This is a genomic window from Streptococcus oralis, assembly GCF_023109315.1.
Classification (GTDB): domain Bacteria; phylum Bacillota; class Bacilli; order Lactobacillales; family Streptococcaceae; genus Streptococcus; species Streptococcus oralis_BS.
The window spans coordinates 55,645-81,905 of sequence record NZ_JALDUF010000006.1 but is presented as its reverse complement, the minus strand read 5'-3'; the positions used below and the strand labels follow the sequence as shown (position 1 = coordinate 81,905).

Below are 26,261 nucleotides of genomic sequence, written 5' to 3'. Positions count from 1 at the left end.
AATTTTTTCCTATTTTAACAAGCTCAAAAAGTCTGAAATTGGATCATTTGGAACCATTTGAGCAGTGAGTTTCACACCTTTTTCTGCTAGTTTGTGGAAATCTTCCACATCCTTGTCTACCACGTTGATAGAACGTGTGATAGAGCGAGTTTCTGGTGTTTGAGACATATTGCCGACGTTGAGTGTTTCAAGCGGAACACCTGCTTCAACCAAACCAAGGAAACGGTCTGGTTTACGTGCAACGATAAAGAGACGTTGGCTATCGTATTTACCAGCAAGGATATTTGCTGCTGCTTTCTCAACTGGCAAGATACTGAGTTTCACACCTGGTGGTGTCGCAAGTTTCAAACCACTCTTTTCAATATCGTTGTTAACAACTTCGTCGTCTACAACCATAATGCGTGAAACATTTAGTTTTCCAGCCCAAAGATTGGCTACTTGACCGTGGATCAAACGTCCATCGATACGGCATCCTACAATTGTCATAAGTTTTCCCCCTTTATGTGTTTTAGTGTAGGTTTACGAGTTAAATGAATCTCTTCTTTATATTCTCCCTCAGTTTCAAAGATGATAATGCGGTTAGCACCTTCCTTAAGATAGCTATGAGGGATATAAAGTGAGAGGGTCGGGCCGACGTTCCAGAAACGCCCTAGGTGACGCCCATTGACAAAGGCAACTCCCTTACCAAACTCAGACAAGTCTAAGTAGGTATCTTTTGGCTCTTCGACCGTAAAGTCGAAAGCGTAAAAGGCTGGTTGTCCTTCTGTCCATCCTTTTGAAAAATCAATTTTCTCAGGATTATCCAGTGGCAGTGGATATTGTTTCCAATTCAGTAAGAAATGTAGATCCTTGCAGACACCTGTACGAATTCCTTTATGTTGCGTATCTGCTAAGAACTTGTGTCCATAGTTAACACGCCCCATATTTTCGATCAGGATATCAATCTCTGAACAGCCTTCTCGGTTGCCCTGACAGTAGATGTCTTCACCAATCTCTGTCTGGTATTGAGTAGCAATCCATTGACCATCTACAAAGAGTTGAGCTCGGTCACGTCCATCGATGATACGGAGACGTTCCTCTTCTGCATCCCAACTTGCCTCAGTGTGGTAGAGAAGGTAGCCATAACTTTGACCAAGTTCTTCCATCGCTTTTGGATAGAGGCTTTCAGTTGGACTAGAGAGACTATCCAGGGTTTCAAACAGGGAAACTTTTTCGGTCAATGGAACGGCCCCTATCTCCATGCTTTCCTTATAGAGTGGTTCCAACTGTGAATACTCTGGGAAGTGTGTTGCCATCATCTTCTTGACTGCTAAGTATTTAGCAGTTGGATTTCCTTCTTCATCGAGAAGGGCATCATAGTCATAAGATGTGACTTGTGGCAAATCCAGAGTTCCTCGAGCCGAGCAACCATTCATGAAACCAAAGTTTGTACCACCATGGAACATGTAAAGGTTGATAGAGCCTTGTTCCAATACCTCTCGAACAGCTTCTGCCAATTCTTTAGGATCCCGTGTGATGATGGGTTCTTTCCAACGATTAAACCAACCATCCCAGAATTCCATACACATGAGAGGCCATTTCTTGCCATGCTCATCAAAGAATTCTTGCATTTGTGAAAAGTTGTACGGAGCTTTAGAACCGAAGTTTCCTGTCACAAAGAGGTCATCTTCGATCAAGGTTCCGGCTTTCAGAGTAGCCCTCCATGGACCATCTGAAGTAAAGAGTGGGCAATCAATCCCTCGTTCTTCCATCAATTTTCGAATTGCTCGTAGATAAGACTTATCTTCTCCATAGGAGCCATATTCATTTTCGACTTGCATCATGAGAATATTCCCGCCATTATCCAACAAACGAGGCACAAGCCTTGGCAATAATTGGTCATAATAGCGAGCAACCGCCTCGATGTAGGCCGGGTCGGACGAGCGGATTCGCATGTCCTTTGTCAAGAGCCAAGCCGGCAAGCCACCAAATTCCCATTCCGCACAGATAAATGGAGACGGGCGTACAATGGCATAGAGACCCAAATCTTGTGCTATTTGAAGAAACCTCTCCAAATTTCTGGCACCTTCAAAATCAAATTCCCCTTCAACGGGTTCATGTAAATTCCAAGCCACATAGGTCTCGACCGTATTAAAGCCAAGCGCCTTTAAGTTATAGAGAGAATGATACCAATCCTCTGCTGGAATCCTAAAATAATGAATGGCGCCAGACAAAATCTTGAACGGCTTCCCATCTAAATAGAAATCGTCCTCAATTTTAAATCTTGTCATGTTACCACCTCTGACGAATTAAGTTTGCGCTTTCATTTATTATAATATTAAATATAATCAAATCTTTTGCATTTGTCAATAGGTTTTAGAAAATTCTTTAAAATTTTTCTATTTTTTTACTTACCATTTACCAAAATTATCTAAAAATAGCATGAAAGCGATATTTTAATGTATGATAATTCACAAGGTTATAAAATGGAATTTTTTACATGTAACATAACATTTTTAGTCTATTATTTTAATTTTTTTTACCTAAATACTACTATTTTGTCTGTATTTATGGTAGAATCAAAATTGGAGAAAGAGAATCGAGGTGAAATTATGGCTATTCCAAAATACCAATATATTAAAGATGAATTAAAAAACAAAATCATCTCTGGTCAATTTGCAAGTGGAGATAAATTTTATACAGAAGCAGAATTGATCGCGATGTATGATGTTAGTTCAATCACTGTTGTGCGTGCTTTGAATGACCTTGCAAAAGACGGCTATATTGTCCGCCAACAAGGGAAAGGGACTTTTGTTTCTCGTGCCCGCAAGCACAAACTCGTTGAATTTTCAGATGTCGAAATCTTTGAAACAAAAGATGATAAAGTTACTGTCCTTTCTATCGAGCGCGGAAACAAGCTTGAATACCTAGAGAAGCTTGGATTACGTGGAGATCAGTTCTACTACAAAATTGAACGTACCCGTCAAACAAATGGCGTAACTTACATCTACCACACATCTTATATTCCTGAACAATACATCAATGCCAACTATCCAAATCTTGACTATTATAGTTCTATCTATAAACGCTTCAAATTGGATTACCGCATTCACATGAACGATGAACATTTTGAGGAAATCAATGAAATCGCATTTCCAACACCAGAGCATGTTGCTTCTGTACTTGGAATCGATACGCAATTTCCAACTGTCTTCCAAACGAAGACTACTAAACTTGAGGCTACTGGCCAAGTCCTTGCCTATAGTGAAACGTATAAGCGAGCAGACTACTACAAAATTAAATTCCTCTCATGTAATCGAGGTCATTAAGAGAAAGCTTGAGCCCAGCTCAGGCTTTTTCTATATTCATTATAGCACGAGAAAGAGGTTGTGAAAACGCTGTGGAGGACTCTTATTTAATTAGTAGCGTTTTTACTAAAAACAAGTTAAATATTCGCTTTCTCTTTCTTATTTCTGGAAATAATTTTCTTCTAAATCTTATGATTTCCTCTATTTATTATAGTTCTTATATAAACCCACTTGACATTTTACTCCTTAGATAATAAAATAAAATCGGTTTTATGTAAACGCTATCATACATAATAATAACAAGGAGGTTTTGTCATGAAACTAGAAAAGAAACAGCGCTTCTCCATCCGTAAATACGCGGCTGGGGCAGCTTCTGTACTGATAGGATTTGCTTTTAGCGCACAAGTCGTATCTGCCGACGGGATTACTCCAGCTCCAACAGCTGAGGAAACTGTTCAAACTATTCAGGAGAGTCCTCAAGCAGTCAAGGAAGCTGTAGACTCCAAGGTTCCAGAAAAACTGGAAGAAAAGGCTGACAAGCCTGTAAAAGAGGAGGTCAAAGAAGACAAGGAGGCTCCTCGAACAGTTGCTCCAAAAACAGAAGAGTCAAGCGCACCAGTTGTGACAGAAAATGCTACTCCAACTCCTACTGCCGAGAAAGAGAGTCCTGCCCCAACTGAAACTCCTGCCGAAAGTACTCCTTCAGAAAAGAAAAATGAAGCCGTCACACCTGCAGTGGCCACTCCTAGCACTGAACGTGTATCTCAAGTAAATGAAAAACTGGCAAAAAGAAAAATGATCTCAATCGACGCTGGACGCAAGTATTTCTCTCCAGACCAACTCAAAGAAATCATCGACAAAGCCAAACACTACGGTTATACTGATCTTCATCTACTAGTTGGAAATGACGGCATGCGTTTTATGTTGGACGACATGACGATCAAAGCCAATGGCAAAACCTATGCAAGCGACGATGTCAAACGTGCACTCGAAAACGGAACCGATGCCTACTACAAGGATCCAAACGGCAACCATTTGACAGAAAGTCAGATGACGGACTTGATCAACTATGCTAAAAACAAAGGCATTGGTCTCATCCCAACTGTAAACAGCCCTGGTCACATGGATGCGATTTTGCATGCCATGAAAGAACTAGGCATCCAAAAGCCGAACTTCAACTACTTTGGTAAGGAATCTGCTCGTACCGTTGACCTTGATAACAAAGAAGCTGTTGCATTTACCAAAGCCCTGATCGACAAGTATGCTGCTTACTTCGCTGGAAAAACTGATATTTTCAATATCGGGCTAGACGAATATGCCAACGACGCTACAGATGCCAAAGGATGGAGCGTTCTCCAGGCTGATAAATACTATCCAAATGAAGGCTACCCTGTAGGAGGATATGAGAAATTTATCGCCTACGCCAATGACCTTGCTCGCATCGTCAAATCTCACGGTCTCAAACCAATGGCCTTTAACGATGGTATCTACTATAATAGCGACACTAGCTTTGGAACTTTTGACAAAGACATCATCGTTTCTATGTGGACTGGTGGATGGGGCGGATACGACGTCGCTTCTTCTAAATTTCTAGTTGAAAAAGGCCACCAAATCCTTAATACCAACGATGCTTGGTACTACGTTCTCGGACGAAATGCCGATGGCCAAGGCTGGTACAACCTCGACCAAGGACTCAATGGTATCAAGAACACTCCAATCACTTCTGTACCAAAATCTGATGGGGCTACTATCCCATTCATCGGTGGTATGGTAGCTGCTTGGGCGGATACCCCATCTGCACGCTATTCACCATCACGCCTCTTCAAACTCATGCGCAGCTTCGCAAATGCCAATGCTGAATACTTCGCAGCTGACTATGAGTCTGCTGAACAAGCTCTGAAAGAAGTACCAACAGACCTTAACCGCTATACTGCAGAAAGTGTCGCAGCTGTAAAAGAAGCTGAAAAAGCTATTCGCTCACTCGATAGCAACCTCAGCCGTGCTCAACAAGACACCATTGATCAAGCAATCGCAAAACTCCAAGAAGCTGTAAGCAATTTGACCTTCACACCAGAAGCTCAAAAAGAAGAAGACGCGAAACGCGAAGTTGAAAAACTTGCCAAGAACAAGGTAATTTCCATCGATGCCGGACGTAAGTATTTCACGCTCGACCAACTCAAACGCATCGTAGACAAGGCGAGCGAACTCGGCTACTCTGATGTCCATCTCCTTCTTGGAAATGACGGACTTCGCTTCCTCCTTGATGACATGACCATCACAGCTAACGGCAAAACTTATGCAAGTGACGATGTCAAGAAGGCCATTATCGAAGGAACAAAAGCTTACTACGATGATCCAAACGGAACCACTCTTAGTCAAGCTGAAATCACTGAATTGATCGAGTACGCAAAATCAAAAGGCCTCGGACTCGTCCCAGCAATCAACAGCCCAGGTCACATGGATGCCATGCTCGTCGCTATGGAAAAACTTGGAATCAAGAATCCTCAAGCCAACTTTGACAAGGTCTCCAAAACAACTATGGACCTCGAAAACGAAGAGGCCATGAACTTTGTCAAAGCCCTCATTGGCAAGTACATGGACTTCTTTGCAGGCAAGACTAAGATTTTCAACTACGGTACAGACGAATATGCCAATGATGCTACCAACGCCCAAGGCTGGTACTACCTCAAATGGTATGGACTCTATGGCAAGTTTGCTGAGTACTCTAACACCCTTGCTGCCATGGCCAAAGAAAGAGGCCTTCAACCAATGGCCTTCAACGATGGTTTCTACTATGAAGACAAGGATGATGTTGAGTTTGACAAGGATGTCATCATCTCTTACTGGTCTAAAGGATGGTGGGGCTACAACCTTGCATCTCCTCAGTATCTTGCAAGCAAAGGCTATAAATTCCTTAATACTAACGGAGACTGGTACTACATTCTCGGGCAAAAACCTGAAGATGGTGGCGGTTTCCTCAAAAAAGCAATTGAAAACACTAAAAAAACACCATTTAACCAGCTTGCATCTACCAAATATCCTGAGGTAGACCTTCCAACAGTTGGAAGCATGCTTGCCATCTGGGCAGATAGACCAAGCGCTGAGTACAAGGAAGAAGAAATTTTTGAACTCATGACTGCCTTTGCAGACAATAACAAAGACTACTTCCGCGCTAACTACAATGCCCTCCGTGAGGAGCTTGCTCAAATCCCTGCAAGCTTGGAAGGATACAGCAAAGAAAGTCTCGATGCCCTAAATGCAGCTAAAGAGGCTCTCAACTACAACCTCAATCGCAGCAAGCAAGCTGAGTTAGACGCTCTCGTAGCCAAGCTCAAAGCAGCCCGCCTAGGCCTCAAACCAGCGGAAACTCACTCAGGAAGCCTCGATGAAAACGAACTAGCTGCCAATGTTGAAACCAAACCGGAACTCATCACAAGAGCAGAAAAGATTCCATTTGAAGTTATCAAGAAGGAAAATCCAAATCTCCCAGCCGATCAGGAAAAGATCATCACACCAGGTGTAGAGGGCGAACGCACTCATTACATATCTGTCCTTACTGAAAATGGGAAACAAACAGAAACGGTTCTAGATAGCCAAGTGACCAAAGAACCTGTGACACAAGTGGTTGAAATCGGTGCCCCTATTACTCACAAAGGAGATGAACACGGTCTTGCTCCAGCCGCAGAAGCAAAACCTAGACTGGACATCCAAGAGGAAGAGATTCCGTTCACTACCGTGACACGTGAAAATCCACTCTTGCTCAAAGGGAAGACTCAAGTCCTTACCAAAGGTGTTAACGGTCGTCGCAGTCATTACTACTCTGTAAGCACTACTGCTGATGGCAAAGAAGTGAAGACTCTTGTCGATAGCCTTGTAACGCAAGAAGCAGTGACACAAGTCATTGAAGTCGGAACCCTTGTTACCCATGTAGGGGATGAACACGGTCTTGCCCCAGCCGCAGAAGCAAAACCTAGACTAGACATCCAAGAAGAAGAGATTCCGTTCACTACCGTGACACGTGAAAATCCGCAATTGCCAAAAGGACAAAGTCAAGTCGTCGTTACTGGTGTAAATGGTCGTCGTACGATTTTCTACTCTGTCAGCACTACTGCTGACGGCAAGGAAGAAAGAACTCTTGTCAATAGTGCGGTATCGCAGGAAGCGGTCGCTCAGGTTGTCGAAGTCGGAACTGCCGTTGAGAAAGCTGAGCAAGCTGAAGCAACTACTAGCAAAGCAGATGAAAAACAACTCCCTGCAACAGGAAGTCAAGACTCTGTAGGCTTGGTCGCAGCAGGACTCATGGCCACACTAGCAGCTTACGGACTCACTAAGAAAAAAGAAGATTAACACCCTTCGATAAGCATATAAAAAAGCGAGATTGAATCTCGCTTTTTATTGTTAGGATTAATCACCCAGTCCGATACGTTCAAAGATATCATCCACTCGTTTGGTGTAGTATGCAGGGTTGAAGATTTCATCAATTTCATCTTGAGTGAGGCGTGATGATACTTCTGGATCTGCTTCGAGAAGCGGTTTGAAATCTACTTGGTTATCCCAAGAGTAGGCTGTTTTTGGTTGCACCAAGTCATAGGCTTGCTCACGGGTCATACCTTTTTCAATCAAGGTCAACATGGCACGTTGGCTAAAGATCAGACCAAACGTAGAGTTCATGTTGCGAATCATGTTTTCTGGGAAGACTGTCAAATTCTTGACAATATTTCCAAAACGGTTGAGCATGTAGTCAATCAAAATGGTCGTGTCTGGTGTGATGATACGCTCAGCTGATGAGTGAGAAATATCACGTTCGTGCCAGAGAGCGACGTTCTCATAGGCTGTCACCATATGACCACGGATAACACGCGCCAGACCTGTCATGTTTTCAGAACCGATAGGGTTGCGTTTGTGAGGCATAGCAGATGAACCTTTTTGACCTTTAGCAAAGAACTCTTCCACTTCACGTTGTTCAGATTTTTGCAAACCACGAATCTCCGTTGCCATACGCTCGATGGAAGTTGCGATGCTGGCAAGAACTGCAAAGTACTCAGCGTGAAGGTCACGAGGAAGGACTTGTGTAGAGATTTCTTGAGCACGGATACCCAGCTTGTCGCAGACGTATTTTTCAACGAATGGTGGGATGTTGGCAAAGTTACCAACCGCACCAGAAATCTTACCAGCTTCCACACCAGCAGCCGCATGTTCGAAACGCTCGATGTTGCGCTTCATTTCGCTGTACCATGTTGCCAATTTAAGACCAAAAGTCGTCGGTTCCGCATGCACACCGTGGGTACGCCCCATCATGATGGTGAACTTGTGCTCCTTGGCCTTGTCAGCGATGATGTTGGTGAAGTTTTCAAGGTCACGACGGATAATGTCGTTGGCCTGCTTGTAGAGGTAACCGTAGGCCGTATCCACCACGTCAGTAGAAGTCAATCCATAGTGAACCCACTTGCGCTCTTCACCAAGAGTCTCAGAAACCGCACGCGTGAAAGCCACCACATCGTGGCGAGTCTCTTGCTCAATTTCTAAAATACGGTCGATGTCAAAGTCCGCTTTCTCGCGAATCAAAGCTACATCTTCCTTAGGAATTTCCCCCAACTCAGCCCATGCCTCGTCAGCCAAGATTTCCACCTCAAGCCAAGCACGGTATTTATTTTCTTCACTCCAAATGTTCGCCATCTCAGGGCGAGAGTAACGGTTGATCATTGTTTGTTTTTCCTTTCTTTTTCTACTTCACTTTATTGATAATGAACTATCTAGGCTCTGTTCACCTCACTATTCCAAAAACTATAGTCTAATTCAGTGATCTCATTGTATCTTATATTAGGAATAAATATATTCAATGATACACTATTTTCATTAAGTTTTGTATTGCCATCGCTAGGAATAGCCTGAATATGGATCCCTCTTGGAACTTCCTCAGTCTCATTATATATTAAATCAACTTGATAATACACCTGAAGTTCTTCATTACCTTTTTTATTTATCTTATTCCAGACACGTCTCTCATAAGTCAGCTGAGAATTACCCCTATAAGAATTTAATGTAAAGGAGTCAAAATCTCTACCACCTCCATTAGACCAACTTGTCTGTGGAAATATATTTTCATAATTACCTTTTCTTGAATTAAAATTATCGATATTACCAACTAACATATGGCCCAATATATGCCCCGTATGAAATACAGAACCAGAGAATTGCGAATTCCCCTTAGAAGCTCCTCCTTTAGATTGAATAATAGTTTTTCTAGATAATAAGGCAACTCCTCTTTTGACTCTACCTTTTTCATCTCTAAAGTTTTTTGCGAATTCATGAATATCTTGATCTGTTTTAAAAAAGTCTTTATTAAATTCAATAAACTCTTTCATAATGAAACTTCCGTATCCATTATAGTACTCAGCTAATTCATCTACACTGCTATATCCTAGCTGATTTGCAATATCATTAGTGATATAATGAAGCGCTTCACTTTTGTTTGGGTATTTTATAGTCTTAATCATAAATATATAAAACCTCTTTTCAATCTATTCACTAGTTAAGCCAAATCTGATGATAGGTGTAACAATAAACTTTCACTATACTAATAGAGGTAACTCTGTTACTTCTAACAAGAATCTAGCTTTATACATCAGATGCACATTGACTTCCTTGCTTCAATTATTTAAAAATCAATCCCTTTCCCAAACTCAACCACGCCATCCGGCACTTCACTAAACAAAGTCACGTGTCCCATTTTGCGGTTGTGCTTCGCTTCTATTTTACCATACATGTGGAGGTGGGCGCTTGGATTTTCTGTGACATATTTTTCAGCAGCCCCGACATGCTGGCCGAGCACGTTGAGCATGACGGCTGGCGCATGCAGGTGGATAGCTGGCAATGGTGCTCCCAGAACGCCGAGAATATGGGTATCAAACTGCGAGAAGTCGCAGGCTTCGATAGAATAGTGTCCAGAGTTGTGTGGGCGCGGAGCAATTTCATTGACAATGATGTCATCAGCGGTCGCAAACATTTCCACGCAAAGAGTTCCAGACAAGTTCAGCTGTTCAGCGATGCGCACCGCCATTGCTTTTGCTTTGTCAGCTAGACTAGCTGAAATGCGAGCAGGCACAATTGTTTTAGATAGGATGTTGTTACGGTGGATATTTTCCTGAACTGGGAAAACCGTCACGTCCTTGCCGTTACCAGACGCGATAACAGAAATTTCAAGGTCAAAGTTGACAAATTCTTCCAAGACACAGTCAGCTGAATCTGCTAGTTCATAGGCTTCTTCCAAATCTTCTACTGAGCGAATGACCTTCTGACCATGCCCATCGTAGCCACCAGTCGCCGTCTTGAGGACATAATTTTTAGAAAGGTCAATATCTGCCAAATCTTGGCTTGAAGTCACAACCTTGTAGGGTGCCACAGTGACTTGTGCCTTGTTTGAGAGGAAGTCCTTTTCAAAAATGCGATTTTGAGAGATGCGGAGCAGGTCTGTTCCTTGAGGAAGTTGTCCTTCCTTGATAACCGCATCCAGACCGTCAGCATCGACATTTTCAAACTCATAGGTGAGGACATCGCATCGCTCAGCTAACTGACGAAGGGCATCCACATCGTTATAAGGAGCCACGATGATTTCCGCCACTCGAGAAGCCGGGCAATCCGCCGCAGGATCCAGCGCGATAACCTTGTGCCCCATGTAGATAGCAGAAATGGCCATCATCTGACCAAGTTGCCCACCACCGATGATTCCGATTGTTTTAGATGAGCTCATTTGTAGACTCCTCTGCGATTTTTCCTTGCTCTTCTGCGAAATCTGCCAAAGCTGTCGCGATAGCCTGATCCTCTACTGACAGGAGACGAAGAGCGAAGAGGGCTGCGTTTGTCGCTCCTGCTTCACCGATAGCCATGGTTGCAACAGGCACGCCACCCGGCATCTGTACGATAGAGTAGAGCGAGTCGACGCCACTAAGGGCACGTGATTTGACAGGTACCCCGATGACAGGAAGGGTTGTTTTGGCAGCAACCATACCTGGTAAATGGGCTGCTCCACCTGCCCCTGCGATGATGACCCTGATGCCACGGCTACGGGCTTCTTCGGCATGTCTGAACATGAGGTCAGGTGTACGGTGGGCAGAGACAACTTTCTTTTCGTAAGCAACGCCGAAGCGGTCTAGGACTTCGGCTGTTTTTTGCATGGTAGCCCAGTCGGATTTTGAACCCATGATGATGGAAATTACTGGTTTCATTTCTTCTCCTTTTTTAATAATCGTCTAATGTAGTGCGGACGTAAGCGACCGCCTATGGCGTTCCATTACTAAAACTGGAGCCTAGGTCTCCAGTTTTCCGCTCCTAGTAGCAAAGCTACTAGGAGTTCCACTACTGCGACGATTATCCTATAGTGGCTCGCTTTCGCTCACCATGATAATTTTTGTGTCTGTTAATCTTTTATGGCCTTGCTTCCGATATCTGTTCGGTAGAAGAGGCCTTCTGTGTTTTGTTTGTCGAGTTCCTTGTAGATGGTATCTTGGGCTTCTTTAACGGTATCGGCTGTAGTGACGAGCATATAAACACGTCCACCGTTTGATAGCAGTGCTCTGCTATTTTCCGCAAACTTAGCCCCTGCATAGTAGGTGATGATGTCGTCTTCTGTCTTAGTTGGCAACTCGACACCCTTTGCATAATCTAGCGGGTAGCCGTTCGAAGCGACAACCACACCAAGAGTCACACCCTTGTCCGTCCACGTGATCTTTGGCTCCTTACCATCGAGAATATCCGTGATATTTTGTGCAAAGTCAGACGTCAATCGTGGCAAGATAATCTGAGTTTCGGGATCTCCGAAGCGAGCGTTAAACTCTATAACCTTTGGACCGTCAGCAGTCAAAATAAGCCCTGCGTAAATGACACCAAGATACGGACGACCTTCTTTGATCATTCCTTCAAGGACTGGCTTGACAATAGTCTCAACCGCTGTGTCAACCACGCTCTGTGGCAAGTGAGGAACTGGCGCATAGGCACCCATCCCACCAGTGTTAGGTCCCTTGTCGCCATCGTAAGCACGTTTGTGGTCCTGAGCCGTCGGCATGATGTAGAACTTGTCCCCATCGACAAAGGCAAAGAGAGAGAACTCTTCTCCATCAAGGAATTCCTCGATGACCACACGCGCACCCGAGTCACCGAATTTATTGTCCAAAAGCATCTCGTGGGTGGCTTCGACCGCTTGCTCAACTGTCTCAGCAACGACGACACCTTTCCCAAGGGCTAAACCGTCTGCCTTGACGACGATTGGAGCTCCTTTTTCTTCGATGTAAGCCTTAGCTGCCTCGAAATCTGAAAATGTGCCATAAGCTGCTGTCGGAACGTCATATTTGACCATGATTTCCTTAGCAAAATCCTTGGACCACTCCAGCTCCGCTGCAGCTCTAGTCGGGCCAAAGGCCTTAAGCCCAGCTTGGTTAAAATCATCCACAATCCCAGCTGCAAGGGCATCATCTGGTCCAATGAAGGTCCAAGCAACATCGTTGGCCTTTGCGAAGTCAATCAACTTAGAATGTTCGGAAATAGAGATATTTACCAATTCCAGACCATCCAGAGTCATTCCGTCATTTCCAGGAGCTACAAAAACTTGCTCAACGTCTTTAGATTCCAACAACTTCTTAGCAATCGCATGTTCACGACCGCCCGAACCGACAACTAATAGCTTCATCTCTCAACCTCTTTTGCGAATTATTTACTAACATTATATCATAAACGTTCGTTTTGATCTTGTTTTACTTAGCATTTTAAGCCAAAAAAGGAAAGAAACTGTTTTCTTCCCTTTTGTTTTCTTAATGTCTAAAATGTCTTACTCCTGTGAAGACCATAGTCAAGCCGTATTTGTCTGCTGCTTCAATAGATTCTTGGTCACGGACAGATCCATCTGGTTGGATGATGGCTTTGATACCGGCTTTGGCGATTTCTTCCACGTTATCCGCGAATGGCAAGAAGGCGTCTGATAAAAATTAGTATGTCTAAAACTATTTAATATGATTTTACAGTATATTTTGTTAAAAGCTTAGTCAAATTGATTTACACTCGCTATCAATCTCAACAGTTCCTATTTTTGTCTTTTTATGGTATAATCTCTACATCAAGCTAACAAAGAGGACAAATTTTGCAGCAGAAAGAATTTAATCTCTCTATAGATCAATATTTATCTAAACTCATTGATTTTATTCAGGTCAGACTCTCTTCACCAGAGTGGGAAGATTGCGTTGAAATAATAATTTCAACTAAAAATGAACAAAAATATGTTAAGGCCGTGAATGTTAAAATTCAAGATAGACGATTTAAATACTATGAAGATAGTGAATACACAATAAAAATAGTTGAAAACCCTATTCCAAAAACTAAAAATACCATTGCTGTTAATAAATACAGTTATGAAATTAAAAGTGTGACTAATCCCGATGACTTTGTTCGATTTGATTATTACCCATATTCCGATTTCCCACATTTTCATATAAATGCAGATGAAAAAACTTGGGGCAATCATTTAACTTATCCAGATAAAACAAATATTAATTTGGAGATGTTAGATTGTTTTATTGCGCTAGAAATATTTAATGCTTTTGTAGCACACCCTAAAGAGCATATATTAGATATGGATAACAATCAAAGATATATACAAAAATTAAAAAAATCCTAACTGGAGAATAATATTATGACAAACTATAACGTAAAAAATATTAATGAGTTATTTCATATTAGCAAAAAATATGCTATAGATAATAACATTTCAAATATTCTTGTCTTTGCCAAAAAAATTGAAAATGTATTAAACCTGTCCCGACTTCTTTCGGATACTGATATAAAATTAATAGTTACAACATTCCCTAGCAATCAAATACTTTATATAGAAAATGAAACAGGAGAAGTTGAAGAAATTATCCCTGAAATTCTAAGTCAAGAAAGTAGGGAAATTTTAAACAAAAATAACATCCCACTTATTTCTTCTACTTTACCCTTAGACCCTGTAGTTATTCCTGGCACTAATTACAGTCCTTATACTGTTCTTTCTCAAACTCTAAATTTATTTGGCGAAGGAACTAATATAGCGGTACAGTCGGCGCTAATGGCTGTTGACAACGGATTCTTAAATCCATCTGAACGTGTATTAAGTTTGACAGCAAGTCTCGCTGTTGATTTATATACAACTAATACTCGATTTATTTTCCACCCAGAAAAAGGGTTAGAAATTAATGAAATATTAAAATAAAAAAGCTGTAACTCAGCTCATAATGAGTTACAGCTTTTTTATTTTCAACAATTTGGACTGTTCTTGCAGTAGTATTTCGTGAAGGAGAAATAAAATCATTCAAAATATTTTCCACAGACTGTTGTTCTTCAGTTATTTTTAACTTACTTACATCAATTCCTTTTTTTGAAAGATTTGCTAACAAATCATCCAATAACACTTCATAGCTCATTTATATTCCTCCAAAATTATTACACTATGCACTCATTGTACCTTTTCTTTTAAAAATTTTCAACTATTTTTAATATAATAGTAAAATATATCCTATAAATTATCACAAAAAGTACACTTTTACTTCACAATTCTTAGAACCTCCCCGTCAAAAATATATCTACCTTACCTAATTATTCGAAATAATTACTTAAAAATTTATTCATCTTCTTAATGTCTAAAATGTCTCACGCCTGTGAAGACCATAGTCAAGCCATATTTGTCCGCTGCTTCGATAGACTCTTGGTCACGAACTGAGCCACCTGGTTGGATGATGGCTTTAATGCCTGCTTTAGCAATTTCTTCCACGTTATCTGCAAATGGGAAGAAGGCATCAGAAGCAAGCACAGCGCCGTCAAGGCGGTCTTTAGCTTGGTCAATCGCAATACGAACAGAAGCCACACGGTTGGTTTGTCCTGGTCCAACACCGAGTGTCATGTGGTCATTGGTCACGATGATACCGTTTGATTTGACGTACTTAATTGCTTTCCAAGCGAACTCAAGAGCAGTCGCCTCTGTCTCGGTTGGCTGGCGTTTGGTCACCACTTGCCAGTCAGCTGGGCTTTCCTTGACCACGTCTTGATTTTGAACGAGGAGCCCACCGACAACACCTGTGTATTCTGCTTCCACTTCACTGGCATCTTGAGCATCAAATGGCAAGGCAAGGATGCGCAAGTTTTTCTTTTTATTGGTTAAAATGGCTAGCGCTTCATCCGTATAGCTCGGTGCGATGATGATCTCGAGGAAAACGCCGTGCATCTTCTCAGCTGTCGCAGCATCCACCTCACGGTTAAGGACGACAATTCCACCAAAGATAGACACTGGGTCAGACTCATAAGCATAATCCCAAGCAGTTTCGATGTCATCAGCTTGACCAATTCCACATGGGTTCATGTGTTTGAGAGCCACAACGGTTGGACGGTCTTTGAAATCACGAATGATACGAATCGCCGCATCAGCGTCACGAATATTGTTGAATGACAATTCCTTACCGTTAAGCTGTTTAGCGGATGCAATGGAGTATTCCGTAGTAAGAGCTTTTTGGTAGAAGTCTGCATCTTGTTGAGGGTTTTCACCGTAACGCATGGGTTGCTTGAGGTCATAGGTCAAAGTGAGTTTTTCAGGTTTGCTTTCACCCACTTGAGCTGTGAAATACTCTGCAATCAAGGCGTCATAAGCTGCTGTGTGGCGGAAAACCTTAGCCGCCAAACGTTGGCGAGTTTCATAACTTGTTTCACCGTTTGCTGACAATTCGTCAAGAACAACAGCATAATCAGCAGGGTCTACTACAACCGTTACGCTAGCGTGGTTTTTCGCTGCTGAACGAAGCATGGATGGCCCACCGATATCAATATTTTCAACTGCGTCAGCGTACGTCACATCTGGTTTGAGAATCGTTTCCTTGAATGGGTAAAGGTTTACCACCACAAGGTCAATCAATTCGATATTATTGTCCTTAGCCGCTTGAAGATGGCTATCCAAATCACGACGAGCAAGGAGACCACCATGGATATTCGGGTGCAGGGTCTTGACACGACCGTCCATCATTTCTGGGAACCCAGTCACATCATCAATCGCAATGGTCTCCACCCCAGCATTGTCAAGGACAACTTTGGTCCCACCTGTTGAGATAATATCCCAACCAATTTTTTTGAGTTCTTGGGCAAATTCAACAATGCCCGCTTTGTCTGAGACGCTGATTAAGGCGCGTTTAGTCATGTTTTTTCCTTTCATCAATTATATTTTCGTTCCAGCTGGATCTACATACCAAAAATGCTCACTATTTCTTTTACATTCTAAAGCTGGCACTGTCCTAGTAATTTTTCTTTTTTTAAAATTTCCATTCTCGTCATAATGATCAACCCATTCATATGGCTTATTGTAGTATTTCAATTTTCCACCACACTTTGGACAAGAGTCTATATGTAACCTTTCGATATTCAATCTCTTATTTACACCACTAATAGCATAATTAAATCTTAAAGGATAACGGGTTTGATTTTTAGTAATTCTTCGCAAAGAAAAAATGAAAACTGAAAAAATAAATAAACCTAAAAAAATAAATAAATAAATTTGCTTCCCTTGAACATTAGGAATATTCCCATTAAAAGAATTTTTAGCCCATTTTACAATCGGTTCAAAAAAGTTGTAAAGTGGTAATAAACTTCCTATTGAAGTGAAGAAACCAATCCAACTCAATACTGCCATTGTAATTGGACTTCTCCAAATAGGTTCAATCTCGTATTCAGCAACTGATTGCTTGTCTTGAGGATTAATAATAGTAATTGTTTGATTGCCACCTGCTAAATTTCCTGAACCAATATTATGCCCCCCATTAAAACTGCTACTATTATTTGTCATATTTTTCTCTATTTCCTCCATTCAATAAATCCAAGTTTTACTGCCTTCTCTCCACTCCCAAGCTATCCAGCACCTCTGGATACAACTTGTACTCAGCCTCATGAATACGAGCTTCAAAGCTTTCGATGGTATCATCAGCTAGCCGTGGCACACGGACTTGTTTGATGACCTTGCCTGTATCCACACCTGAGTCCACCCAGTGAATGGTCACGCCGCTCTCAGTAACTCCAGCATTCCAAGCGTCCTCAATCCCATGAGCTCCTGGAAATTCTGGCAGGTAGGCCGGATGAATGTTGATAATTCGACCTTCATAAGCCGCCAATAAGGTTGGGCCGACGATTTTCATATAACCCGCCAAACAAACCAAGTCAATCTGGTGTTCTTCCAAGAGTTCGGCAAGAGCTGCTTCGTAGTCCGCCTTGTTCTCAAACTCCTTGAGTTCAAAAGCATAGGACAGGACGCCGAGCTTGTCTGCACGTTCCAGCACATAGGCGTCACGATGGTCTGAAAAAACAAATTCCACCGGAAATTCTTCGGCAATCACCTGAAAGTTTGAGCCATTACCAGAGGCAAAAACCGCTATTTTTTTCATTTGATGATGACACTTTCGTTTTCTTTCTTGACGATGCGACCAATTTCATAAACTGGTTCATCCAACAATTCCTTGACACGACCTACATTTTCAGGACTAACTGCCAACATGAGTCCCACACCCATATTGAAGATTTCAAACATTTCTTCATGCTTGATTTCACCGTATTTTTCAAGAGCTTTGAAAATAGGAAGGACTGGAACCTTGTCTTCTTCAATTTCCGCAGCTAGGTCAGCCGCAAACATACGAGGGACATTCTCGATGAAACCACCACCTGTGATGTGGGCAATCCCGTTTACCAAGCCTTCCTTGATGAGTGGCAAGACAGCCTTGACATAGATACGAGTCGGCTCAAGAAGGACTTCCTTGAGTTTCTTGCCTTCCAATTCTGGCAAGACTTCTTCACCTGTGTAGTCCGCAAAAACACGACGCACGAGTGAGTAACCATTGGAGTGAATCCCACTTGAAGCAAGTCCGAGAAGAACATCACCTTCAGCTACTTTTGAACCGTCTATGATTTGAGATTTTTCAGCTACGCCGACCGCAAATCCAGCCAGATCGTAATCATCTACGCCATACATACCAGGCATTTCAGCCGTTTCCCCACCGATGAGAGCAGCGCCTGCCTGCACACAACCTTCTGCCACACCAGCAACGACTTGTTCTAGTTTAGCTGGTTCATTCTTGCCGGTCGCGACGTAGTCAAGGAAGTAAAGAGGCTCCGCACCTGCAGCGATGATGTCATTAACACACATGGCCACACAGTCCTGACCGATGGTATCATGCTTGTCGTATTTGATGGCCAACATGAGCTTGGTTCCGACACCATCAGTCCCTGAGATCAAGACCGGCTCTTTGACACCTGTTTTTGAAAGGTCAAACATGCCACCGAAACCACCTAGAGCTCCCATAACACCTGCACGCTCCGTACGAGCTACATGCTTTTTAATCCGTTCAACAACTTCATAACCCGCTTCAACATCCACACCGGATTGCGCATAAGCATTTTTATTTGTCATCTTTGTCTCCTCTTCCTTTCCTTTAATGGGGAGTCTTTATCCGTCTATTTGTAAAAACTGGTCTTTTCATCCAAACTTCTACGATAGTCTTCTTCATAGTCGTAGAGAGGAGTTGGGTAGTCGCCGTCAAAGTAAGCGACACAGAGACCACCGTTTGGCGCATCTGTTTCGATGCCAATAGAATTAATCAAGCCATCAATCGAAAGATAGGTCAGGCTATCCGCACCAATGATTTGGCGAGTCTCTTCGACTGTATGATTGGCCGCAATCAGCTCCTGACGCGTCTGGATATCAATCCCGTAAAAACATGGATAAGCTAGCGCTGGACTACCAATGGCAACGTGAACCTCAGACGCACCTGCTTCTTTCAAAAGCTGAACGATACGGCGAGAGGTCGTCCCACGAACAATGGAATCATCAATCATCACCACACGTTTACCTTTGACAACACCCGAAACAGCAGACAGTTTCATCCGCACCCCTTGCTCCCGCAATTCTTGAGTCGGTTGAATAAAGGTACGTTGCGTGTATTGATTCTTGATAAGACCCATTTCATTTGGCAGACCAGATTCTTCTGCAAATCCCATGGCTGCACTGAGTGATGAATTTGGTACACCGACCACAATATCCGCTTCGTGCTTGAACTCACGCGCCAATTGAGCCCCCATACGTTTGCGAGCTGTATGGACATTAATACCATGAATGTTAGAGTCAGGGCGGGCAAAGTAGATATACTCCATAGAGCAAATCGCCAACTGGGTATCATTCGTATAGCTATCGTACTGGATGCCACTGTCATCCACGATTACAATCTCCCCTGGTTTTACATCGCGAATCCACTCGGCACCAATGACTTCAAAAGCACAGGTTTCTGACGAAACCACCACCGCTCCATTGGCCATTTTTCCGATAGAAAGCGGACGGAAACCATTAGGATCAAGCGCAGCAATCAACTTGTCCTCAAATAGCAAGATATAAGCAAAGCCACCTTTGACAAGGCTGAGCGCCTCCTTGATTTTGCCCATCAAGTTCGGATTGTGACTTCGACGAATGAGGTGGGCCAAGATTTCCGAGTCCGAAGTTGAACTGAAAATAGCTCCTCTTTGTTCCAATTCTTTCTTGAGCGATTCGGCATTGGTCAAGTTTCCGTTGTGAGCAAGTCCAAACTGCATATCATGAAAGCGAAAGAGGAAGGGCTGGATATTATCTACAGAAGCTTCGCCAGCAGTCGCATAACGAACATGCCCAATCGCGCTCGCTCCAGTTAGTTTATCCAAATTAGCTGGATTTCTGAACACTTCTGATAAAAGCCCCATATCACGATGACGCTTCAATTGCCCCTGGTCATTAGAAAGGATTCCCGCCCCCTCCTGACCACGGTGCTGAAGACTATGGAGCCCAAAATAGGTCAATTTAGCAGCATCTGGATGCCCCCAGATACCGAAAACACCACATTCTTCATTAAGAGATTTTACTTCGTATGTCATTTTTTATACCTTTTATTTCCCTGTGAAATAACGCACAGCTGACGCAAACAGGTGCTGGTCTTTATTTCCTGGGATGTTTTGGAAGAGACCGTCTTCATAACGTTCTGAGTGTCCCATTTTACCGATGATTTGACCATTCTTGCTGGTAATTCCTTCGATGGCATTTACAGAACCATTCGGATTGTACTTGGAATCCATACTTGGTTTGCCGTCAAAATCAACGTATTGGCTGAAAATTTGGCCATTGTCACGGAGCTCTGCAAATTCCTCAGCTGTCACAACAAACTTCCCTTCACCGTGCGAAACAGGAATAGCGTGGATATCGCCCACTTGCACTCCAGTCAACCACGGTGAGTTGGTATTGGCAATTCGAGTTTCCACCATCTTGGCCACGTGCTGGTTGGCATCATTGTAGAAGAGGGTTGGACTAGTGCTGCTTGCATCCTCGAAGTTACCGTATGGAAGAAGACCTGATTTGACGAGGGCTTGGAATCCATTACAGATACCAATAATTAAACCACCACGAGCGATAAAGCTATCAATAGCTACACGCACTTTTTCATTAAGCAGGATGTTGACAATAAACTTAGCTGATCCATCTGGCTCATCTGCAGCTGAGAAACCACCCGCGAAGAAAAGGATATTAGCCTTGCTAATGTTGTCAACCATGGTTTCAACTGACTTGACAATAGCTTCTTCATTCAAGGTCACAAATGGCACCAAGTTAACCTCTGCACCTTCTTTTTCGAAGGCCTTAGCTGAGTCATATTCCGAGTTGGTCCCTGGGAAGACTGGGATGTAAACCACTGGTTTTTCAATAGTTTCCTTGGTTTTGATGAGTTCATCAGAAGCGACAGCTGGCACTTCAGCCAATTCTTTAGATTGGGCAAATTCAGTTGGGTAAACCTCTTCCAGTTTTCCTTGGAAGGCACTGTCAAGTTTGTGTCCATCTAGCTTCACACCGTTGACAAGGAGTGTAAAGTCTGCTTTTGTTTGTCCAATTTTCTCTACTCCAGCAATCTCTTCAGGAGATGTGAAGACAAATCCGCCTAATTGAGCTGTCAAGGCTGTTTCAAGTTCAGGCAAGGTCACCTCTGCACCGATATGGTTCCCAAAGGTAGCAAGTGCCAAACTTTCAATAACACCACCATATTTGACAGCTGATGCAGATGTCACTTTGTAAACCTTTTGAAGGGCTTCAAATTGAGCAAAGTTAGACTTAATCAAGTCAAAATCAATCTCTGCGGAGAGGGCTTGACCTGGGATGTAGTAGATATTTTCACCAGCAGCTTTAAATTCTGGAGAAAGGACCTTACGGCTATCTGCCGTTGTCACCCCAAAGGCAACCAAGGTTGGCGGCACTGTCAATTCTTCAAAGGTACCAGACATAGAGTCCTTACCACCGATAGATGGCAAACCAAGCTGGATTTGTGCTTCGATAGAACCTAGGAGAGCTGCTACTGGCTGACCGAAACGCTCAGCTTGTTTGTCCATCCGCTCGAAATATTCTTGGTATGAGAAACGAGCCTTGGACCAGTTTGCACCAGCAGCCACCAAACGAGCGGTTGCTTCTATAACCGCATAGGCAGCGCCATGATATGGAGACCATTCTGCCACATATGGGTTGAATCCTTGAGCCATGACTGAGGCAGTGTGAGTTACACCATGTTGAACTGGCAATTTCTGTACAGAAGCCTCAGTTGGTGTGAGTTGGTAGCGACCACCAAGTGGGTGATTGACCGTTGAACGACCGACTGAGCAGTCAAAGATTGTCTGCAAGCCTTTTTGACTGGCATGGTTCAAATCAGACAGAACCACAAGGGTGTCTGCTTCAAGTGTGTCTGCAGATGTTTGACGTTCTTCTGGAAGCTTGACATCCTTGTCAACTACCTTAGCATCTACGACTACGCGCACACCGTTTGTATCAAGGAAACGACGTTCCAAGTCGACAATTGTTTCACCATTCCAGTGCATGACTAGATTTGGTTTTTCAGTCACTGTCGCAACCACAACCGCGTCAATATTTTCTTTGTTACATGCTACAACGAAGGCATCTACGCCTTCAGGACGCACCACAACTGCCATCCGTTCTTGTGATTCAGAGATGGCAATTTCTGTACCATTTAAGCCTTGGTATTTAAGAGGAACCTTATTAAGGTCGATTTCAAGACCATCTGCCAATTCACCGATGGCCACACAGACACCACCTGCTCCAAAGTCGTTGGATTTCTTGATGAGACGAGTGACATCGCCATTACGGAAGAGGCGCTGAATTTTGCGTTCTTCGATGGCATTCCCTTTTTGAACCTCAGCACCAGCAGTCTCTACAGACTCAACTGTTTGAACCTTAGAAGAACCTGTCGCGCCACCGACACCATCACGTCCAGTCTTACCACCGAGAAGGATAATGACATCCCCCGCTTCCGGTTTTTCACGGACTACATTTTCCTTAGGAGCAGCACCAACAACGGCACCTAGCTCCATACGTTTAGCTACAAAGCCTGGGTGGAAGTATTCACGAACATAGGTCGTCGCAAGCCCAATCTGATTCCCGTAAGAAGAATAACCATGAGCCGCTGTTTTAGAAATGACTTGTTGTGGCAATTTCCCAGCACGAGTTTCTGAAATCGGTGCTGTAATATCACCCGCACCAGAGATACGCATGGCTTGGTAAACGTAGGAACGGCCTGACAACGGGTCACGAATGGCTCCACCGATACAAGTAGCAGCCCCACCAAATGGTTCAATTTCCGTTGGGTGGTTGTGAGTTTCGTTTTTAAACATGAGGAGCCAAGGTTCCTTGACACCATCAACGTCCACTTCTATTTCGATCGAGCAGGCATTGATTTCGTCAGACACCTCCATATCGTCCAAACGACCATTAGCACGCTCATAACGACTAAAAATAGTCGCCATATCCATCAAGGTTTGTGGTTTCTCCGAACGCCCCAACTCATCACGCATGGCAATATACTTGTCATAAGTCGCTTGCAATTGCTTTTGGAATTTAGAAGCTGAGAAATCAATCTGTCTCAACTCTGTCTCAAAAGTCGTGTGACGGCAGTGGTCAGACCAATAAGTGTCCAAAACCTTGAGCTCCGTCTCAGTCGGCACGCGCCCGATTGATTTGAAATAGTCTTGGATAAAGAGCAAATCATCCACTTCCATGGCCATCCCTTGCTCTGCCTTGTAGCGAGCAAAGTCTTCTGCCGTATAGCTTTCAAAGAAAGTCAATTTAGGAATGGTCTTGTCTGACTCTGAAAATTCCTGCTTGGCAATTCCTGTCGTGATGTCCTTGAAACGAGAATCAACTGGGTTAAGCAGGTAGTTCTTGACAGCTTCCAACTCAGTCGCATCAATATCTTTATTGACCAAATAAAGTTGGGCTGTGTTGACCGTCACATCACTCGAACTTCCCAGCAAAAGCAAGGCTTCCTGTGACGAAGCTGCACGCTGGTCAAATTGCCCTGGCAGGCTTTCAATGGCAAAGAAAGCATAGTTAGCAAGATCCGCTTGCACAGCTGATTCATCCAAGACATGATCCGTCACCTGCTCAGAGAAGATGTGTTTTTCCGCAGGTGCAAACAAGTCCTCTGCCAAATCAAAGACATCATAAACCTGCACAATGCGAATACTTTTCAAAGTTGACAATCCCAAGTTGTGCTGGAGCTCCCTTACCAAACTCTCTGACTTGACCTGAAAATCAGCCTTTTTCTCAACAAAAATACGTTTATCCATCAATTCTTATTCCTTTATTTCAGCTCTTGCAATGTTCCCAAACGACCTTGAGAGTCTTGCAAACAGATTATTTCAAACCCTGCAACTTTTCCCAGACAATCTCATAAACGTCGGTTAGTTCTCCCAATCCTCTGCGGAAAACATCCTTGTCCATGTGGTTGCCATCTGCATCCCACAAACGGCAGTTATCTGGTGAAAACTCATCTGCCAAGATAATCTTGCCATCCTTGTCAAAACCAAACTCTAGCTTAAAGTCAATCAATTTAAGACCAATCTCAGCAAACCAAGCTTTCAAGAGCTCATTGATACGACGCGTTTCTTCCTTCAAGTAGGCAATCTGCTGATCATCTGCAATTTTAAGGAATTTCACATGCTCGTCATTGATAAAGGGATCATCCAAATCATCATTTTTATAGTAAAATTCGACAATTGGAGTTTCCAAAGCGATGCCTTCATCTACGCCAAAACGTTTTGAAAAGGAACCAGCCGTGTAGTTGCGGAGCACAACTTCCAAAGGAATGATCTCCACCTTTTTATTGAGCTGTTCCGTATCCGAAATTTTCTCCACAAAGTGAGTCGCCACACCAGCCGCATTTAATTTCTCAAAAATAAAAGATGAAATCTGATTATTCAACACTCCCTTGCCCGCAATCTGCTCCTTCTTGACACCGTTGAAGGCAGTTGCCTGGTCCTTGTAAGTTGAAATAATGAGATTTTCATCCTCAGTTGTATAGATATCCTTGGCTTTTCCCGAATAGATCAGTTGTTTTGACATTTTAAAGTTCGCCTTTCGTATTTCTTTACTTCATTTTACTACAATACAACAAAAATAGCAAGAATTCACGAACAGAGGCGAGTCTTTTATTCTAAAATATAAAGAAAAACTGTAAAATCAAAACATTTTACAGTTTTAAAAGTATAATATTGCGTTAAAAACAAACATTATTCTCTGTTCAAAAATTGATCTAAGTAGTATCGCAGATAACTTTTCTTTCCTGTGATTAGTGTCAAACGTCCTTCTGAACCGTAGCGAAGTTTTTCAGCCTGCTCAGAAGTCAGATGGGTCTCCGCCTCAATTTTAAAGAAATTTCCTTTTTCAGTCTTTGTAGCTGTCGCATCAATATTCGTAATCGCAGAAACAAGAACGAGCTCTTTGTTGGCATCCTTGGTTGTAGTGAAGCGAACAGAATCACCTACTTTTAGCCTTGCAACATCTTTTGAACTAAGATAAGCTGTGAGTTTGGTTTTTCCTTCCTTTTCCAAGGATGGATAGAGTTGAGCTAGCAGGGTTCCTTCTGCGACCATGGTAGAGTCACTGGTCTCAGGATTAAGGTGAAGCACCCCATCCTCGCTTGCTGTGATCTTCCCCTTCTCTAGGAGACCTCCTTGGACTTTCTTACCCGACTCTGCTTCTAAAATTTTCTGATCTAAAAGAGTTAATTCCTGGCCAACCTTAGCCAAGTGTTGTGATTTGAGGGATTCCAATTGACTGCTTAAACCAGACGCATAGGCTTGCTGGGTTCCGGAACCTGCATACTGGACACGGTAAGTAGCAAGACTGGATTCTAACTGAGAAAGCTGTGCTTCAACCTGTGCAACAGCCTGAGCCTTAGCTTGCGGATTTTCCTCCCTCTGAGACTTGTAGGACTGGTAGAGAGAGTAGGCTAGATTCTGACTGGTCAAGGAAGCACCTGTTTCAATAGCTGACTTAGCTGTCTGGTAATCGCGAATTTTAGCCTCTGTTTGACTGATGAGGTTCCCGATTTCAGCTTGGGTTCGACTTGCTGCTGCATTCTGGGACGCGATGGTCTCATTTTGCTGAGAAACATTGCTCCTAAGACCATTCGCTTGGCTGAGATAGTCTCGAAACATCTCCTGATATCCAAACTTATCCGCCTCTGGAAATTGATCACTCCCCTCTTTCAAACTGGATTGCAAATAACCCAACTGCTTTTTTTGATCCTTTAACATCTCCAATTGACTGGCATATGCTTCGACCTGGACAGCCTCCGCCCCTTGCTGGTACTCAACGAGTAGTTCGCCTTGCTTGACCAACTTGTTTTCTTCCAGATAGTTGGCCACAATGCGTTGATTGCTAGTCGACTGGATATTGGCAATGATCCGACTAGGTTCGACAGTCGCTCTGGTAGACAAACTAATCTCTTTCTCTGCAAAAACTGCAAAGCCAAGTAAAAACACGAGCAGAAGTGACATAGGTAAAATCACTCGACTGGAAAAATTATGGTAACGACGATGGTAAAACTCCGCACTTTCTAAGAATTCTGGTTGCATCTT

General features: G+C 43.0%; 21 protein-coding genes. 4 read left to right on the top strand and 17 right to left on the bottom strand.

What is annotated here, in order from left to right; all coding sequences use genetic code 11:
- Positions 1–9: 9 nt before the first annotated feature.
- Together M1F74_RS08245 and M1F74_RS08240 are read right to left on the bottom strand one after the other, a co-directional pair.
- Complete coding sequence (locus M1F74_RS08245; protein ID WP_000156967.1) at positions 10–486, bottom strand: PTS sugar transporter subunit IIB; 477 nt, start codon at positions 484–486, stop codon at positions 10–12.
- On the bottom strand, positions 483–2,270 hold the full coding sequence (locus tag M1F74_RS08240; protein ID WP_084852969.1) for a glycoside hydrolase family 35 protein: 1,788 nt from the start codon (positions 2,268–2,270) through the stop codon (positions 483–485). The genes M1F74_RS08245 and M1F74_RS08240 overlap by 4 nt, the downstream gene beginning before the upstream one ends.
- 279 nt (positions 2,271–2,549) lie before the next feature.
- Between M1F74_RS08240 and M1F74_RS08235 the strand changes: the two genes are divergently transcribed.
- Together M1F74_RS08235 and strH are read left to right on the top strand one after the other, a co-directional pair.
- On the top strand, positions 2,550–3,308 hold the full coding sequence (locus M1F74_RS08235) for a GntR family transcriptional regulator (protein WP_162281877.1): 759 nt from the start codon (positions 2,550–2,552) through the stop codon (positions 3,306–3,308).
- 294 nt (positions 3,309–3,602) lie between these two features.
- Entirely contained in the window at positions 3,603–7,634 is a 4,032-nt protein-coding gene (gene strH, locus M1F74_RS08230) for an LPXTG-anchored beta-N-acetylhexosaminidase StrH (RefSeq protein WP_084852968.1), read from the top strand.
- Between the two features lie 57 nt (positions 7,635–7,691).
- Here the strand turns inward: strH and purB are convergent, their stop codons facing one another.
- From purB to M1F74_RS08200, 6 genes are all read right to left on the bottom strand, one after another.
- Positions 7,692–8,990, bottom strand: a complete 1,299-nt coding sequence (gene purB, locus M1F74_RS08225) for an adenylosuccinate lyase (protein ID WP_247946814.1) — start codon at positions 8,988–8,990, stop codon at positions 7,692–7,694.
- 50 nt (positions 8,991–9,040) lie between these two features.
- Positions 9,041–9,784, bottom strand: a complete 744-nt coding sequence (locus M1F74_RS08220) for a DNA/RNA non-specific endonuclease (protein ID WP_247946813.1) — start codon at positions 9,782–9,784, stop codon at positions 9,041–9,043.
- Positions 9,785–9,945: 161 nt separating this feature from the next.
- Entirely contained in the window at positions 9,946–11,037 is a 1,092-nt protein-coding gene (purK, locus tag M1F74_RS08215) for a 5-(carboxyamino)imidazole ribonucleotide synthase (RefSeq protein WP_247946812.1), read from the bottom strand.
- On the bottom strand, positions 11,024–11,512 hold the full coding sequence (purE, locus tag M1F74_RS08210; protein ID WP_247946811.1) for a 5-(carboxyamino)imidazole ribonucleotide mutase: 489 nt from the start codon (positions 11,510–11,512) through the stop codon (positions 11,024–11,026). The genes purK and purE overlap by 14 nt, the downstream gene beginning before the upstream one ends.
- A 191-nt stretch (positions 11,513–11,703) precedes the next feature.
- Positions 11,704–12,969 (bottom strand): phosphoribosylamine--glycine ligase, encoded by a 1,266-nt coding sequence (gene purD, locus M1F74_RS08205; RefSeq protein WP_247946810.1) that lies wholly within the window; start codon positions 12,967–12,969, stop codon positions 11,704–11,706.
- Between the two features lie 121 nt (positions 12,970–13,090).
- On the bottom strand, positions 13,091–13,228 hold the full coding sequence (locus M1F74_RS08200) for a hypothetical protein (RefSeq protein ID WP_247946809.1): 138 nt from the start codon (positions 13,226–13,228) through the stop codon (positions 13,091–13,093).
- A gap of 188 nt (positions 13,229–13,416) precedes the next feature.
- On the opposite strand from M1F74_RS08200, the gene M1F74_RS08195 reads away from it, so the two are divergent.
- Positions 13,417–13,950 carry a hypothetical protein gene (locus M1F74_RS08195; protein WP_247946808.1) on the top strand — a complete coding sequence of 178 codons (534 nt, stop codon included), beginning with the start codon at positions 13,417–13,419 and terminating at the stop codon, positions 13,948–13,950.
- Between the two features lie 15 nt (positions 13,951–13,965).
- Positions 13,966–14,520, top strand: coding sequence for a hypothetical protein (locus M1F74_RS08190; RefSeq protein WP_247946807.1), 555 nt, complete (start codon positions 13,966–13,968; stop codon positions 14,518–14,520).
- On the opposite strand, the gene M1F74_RS08185 is transcribed toward M1F74_RS08190, so the two are convergent.
- The 9 genes from M1F74_RS08185 to comB form a co-directional block, all read right to left on the bottom strand.
- Positions 14,501–14,731 carry a hypothetical protein gene (locus M1F74_RS08185; protein WP_247946806.1) on the bottom strand — a complete coding sequence of 77 codons (231 nt, stop codon included), beginning with the start codon at positions 14,729–14,731 and terminating at the stop codon, positions 14,501–14,503. The genes M1F74_RS08190 and M1F74_RS08185 overlap by 20 nt on opposite strands.
- Positions 14,732–14,940: 209 nt before the next feature.
- Positions 14,941–16,488: a bifunctional phosphoribosylaminoimidazolecarboxamide formyltransferase/IMP cyclohydrolase gene (gene purH, locus M1F74_RS08180; protein ID WP_247946805.1), complete on the bottom strand. Its 1,548-nt coding sequence runs from the start codon at positions 16,486–16,488 to the stop codon at positions 14,941–14,943.
- An 18-nt stretch (positions 16,489–16,506) separates the two neighbouring features.
- Positions 16,507–17,130: a hypothetical protein gene (locus tag M1F74_RS08175; protein WP_247946804.1), complete on the bottom strand. Its 624-nt coding sequence runs from the start codon at positions 17,128–17,130 to the stop codon at positions 16,507–16,509.
- Positions 17,131–17,167: 37 nt separating this feature from the next.
- The gene (purN, locus tag M1F74_RS08170; RefSeq protein ID WP_247946803.1) at positions 17,168–17,722 is read right to left on the bottom strand and encodes a phosphoribosylglycinamide formyltransferase; all 555 of its coding nucleotides are present in this window, start codon (positions 17,720–17,722) and stop codon (positions 17,168–17,170) included.
- Positions 17,719–18,741, bottom strand: a complete 1,023-nt coding sequence (purM, locus tag M1F74_RS08165; RefSeq protein WP_247946802.1) for a phosphoribosylformylglycinamidine cyclo-ligase — start codon at positions 18,739–18,741, stop codon at positions 17,719–17,721. Before purM ends, purN begins: the two co-directional genes overlap by 4 nt.
- 44 nt (positions 18,742–18,785) lie before the next feature.
- Complete coding sequence (purF, locus tag M1F74_RS08160; RefSeq protein ID WP_247946801.1) at positions 18,786–20,228, bottom strand: amidophosphoribosyltransferase; 1,443 nt, start codon at positions 20,226–20,228, stop codon at positions 18,786–18,788.
- 12 nt (positions 20,229–20,240) lie between these two features.
- Positions 20,241–23,966, bottom strand: coding sequence for a phosphoribosylformylglycinamidine synthase (locus M1F74_RS08155; RefSeq protein WP_247946800.1), 3,726 nt, complete (start codon positions 23,964–23,966; stop codon positions 20,241–20,243).
- 67 nt (positions 23,967–24,033) lie between these two features.
- Positions 24,034–24,741 carry a phosphoribosylaminoimidazolesuccinocarboxamide synthase gene (gene purC, locus M1F74_RS08150; protein ID WP_162281842.1) on the bottom strand — a complete coding sequence of 236 codons (708 nt, stop codon included), beginning with the start codon at positions 24,739–24,741 and terminating at the stop codon, positions 24,034–24,036.
- Between the two features lie 167 nt (positions 24,742–24,908).
- Complete coding sequence (gene comB, locus M1F74_RS08145; RefSeq protein WP_247946799.1) at positions 24,909–26,258, bottom strand: HlyD family secretion protein; 1,350 nt, start codon at positions 26,256–26,258, stop codon at positions 24,909–24,911.
- Positions 26,259–26,261 lie beyond the last annotated feature (3 nt).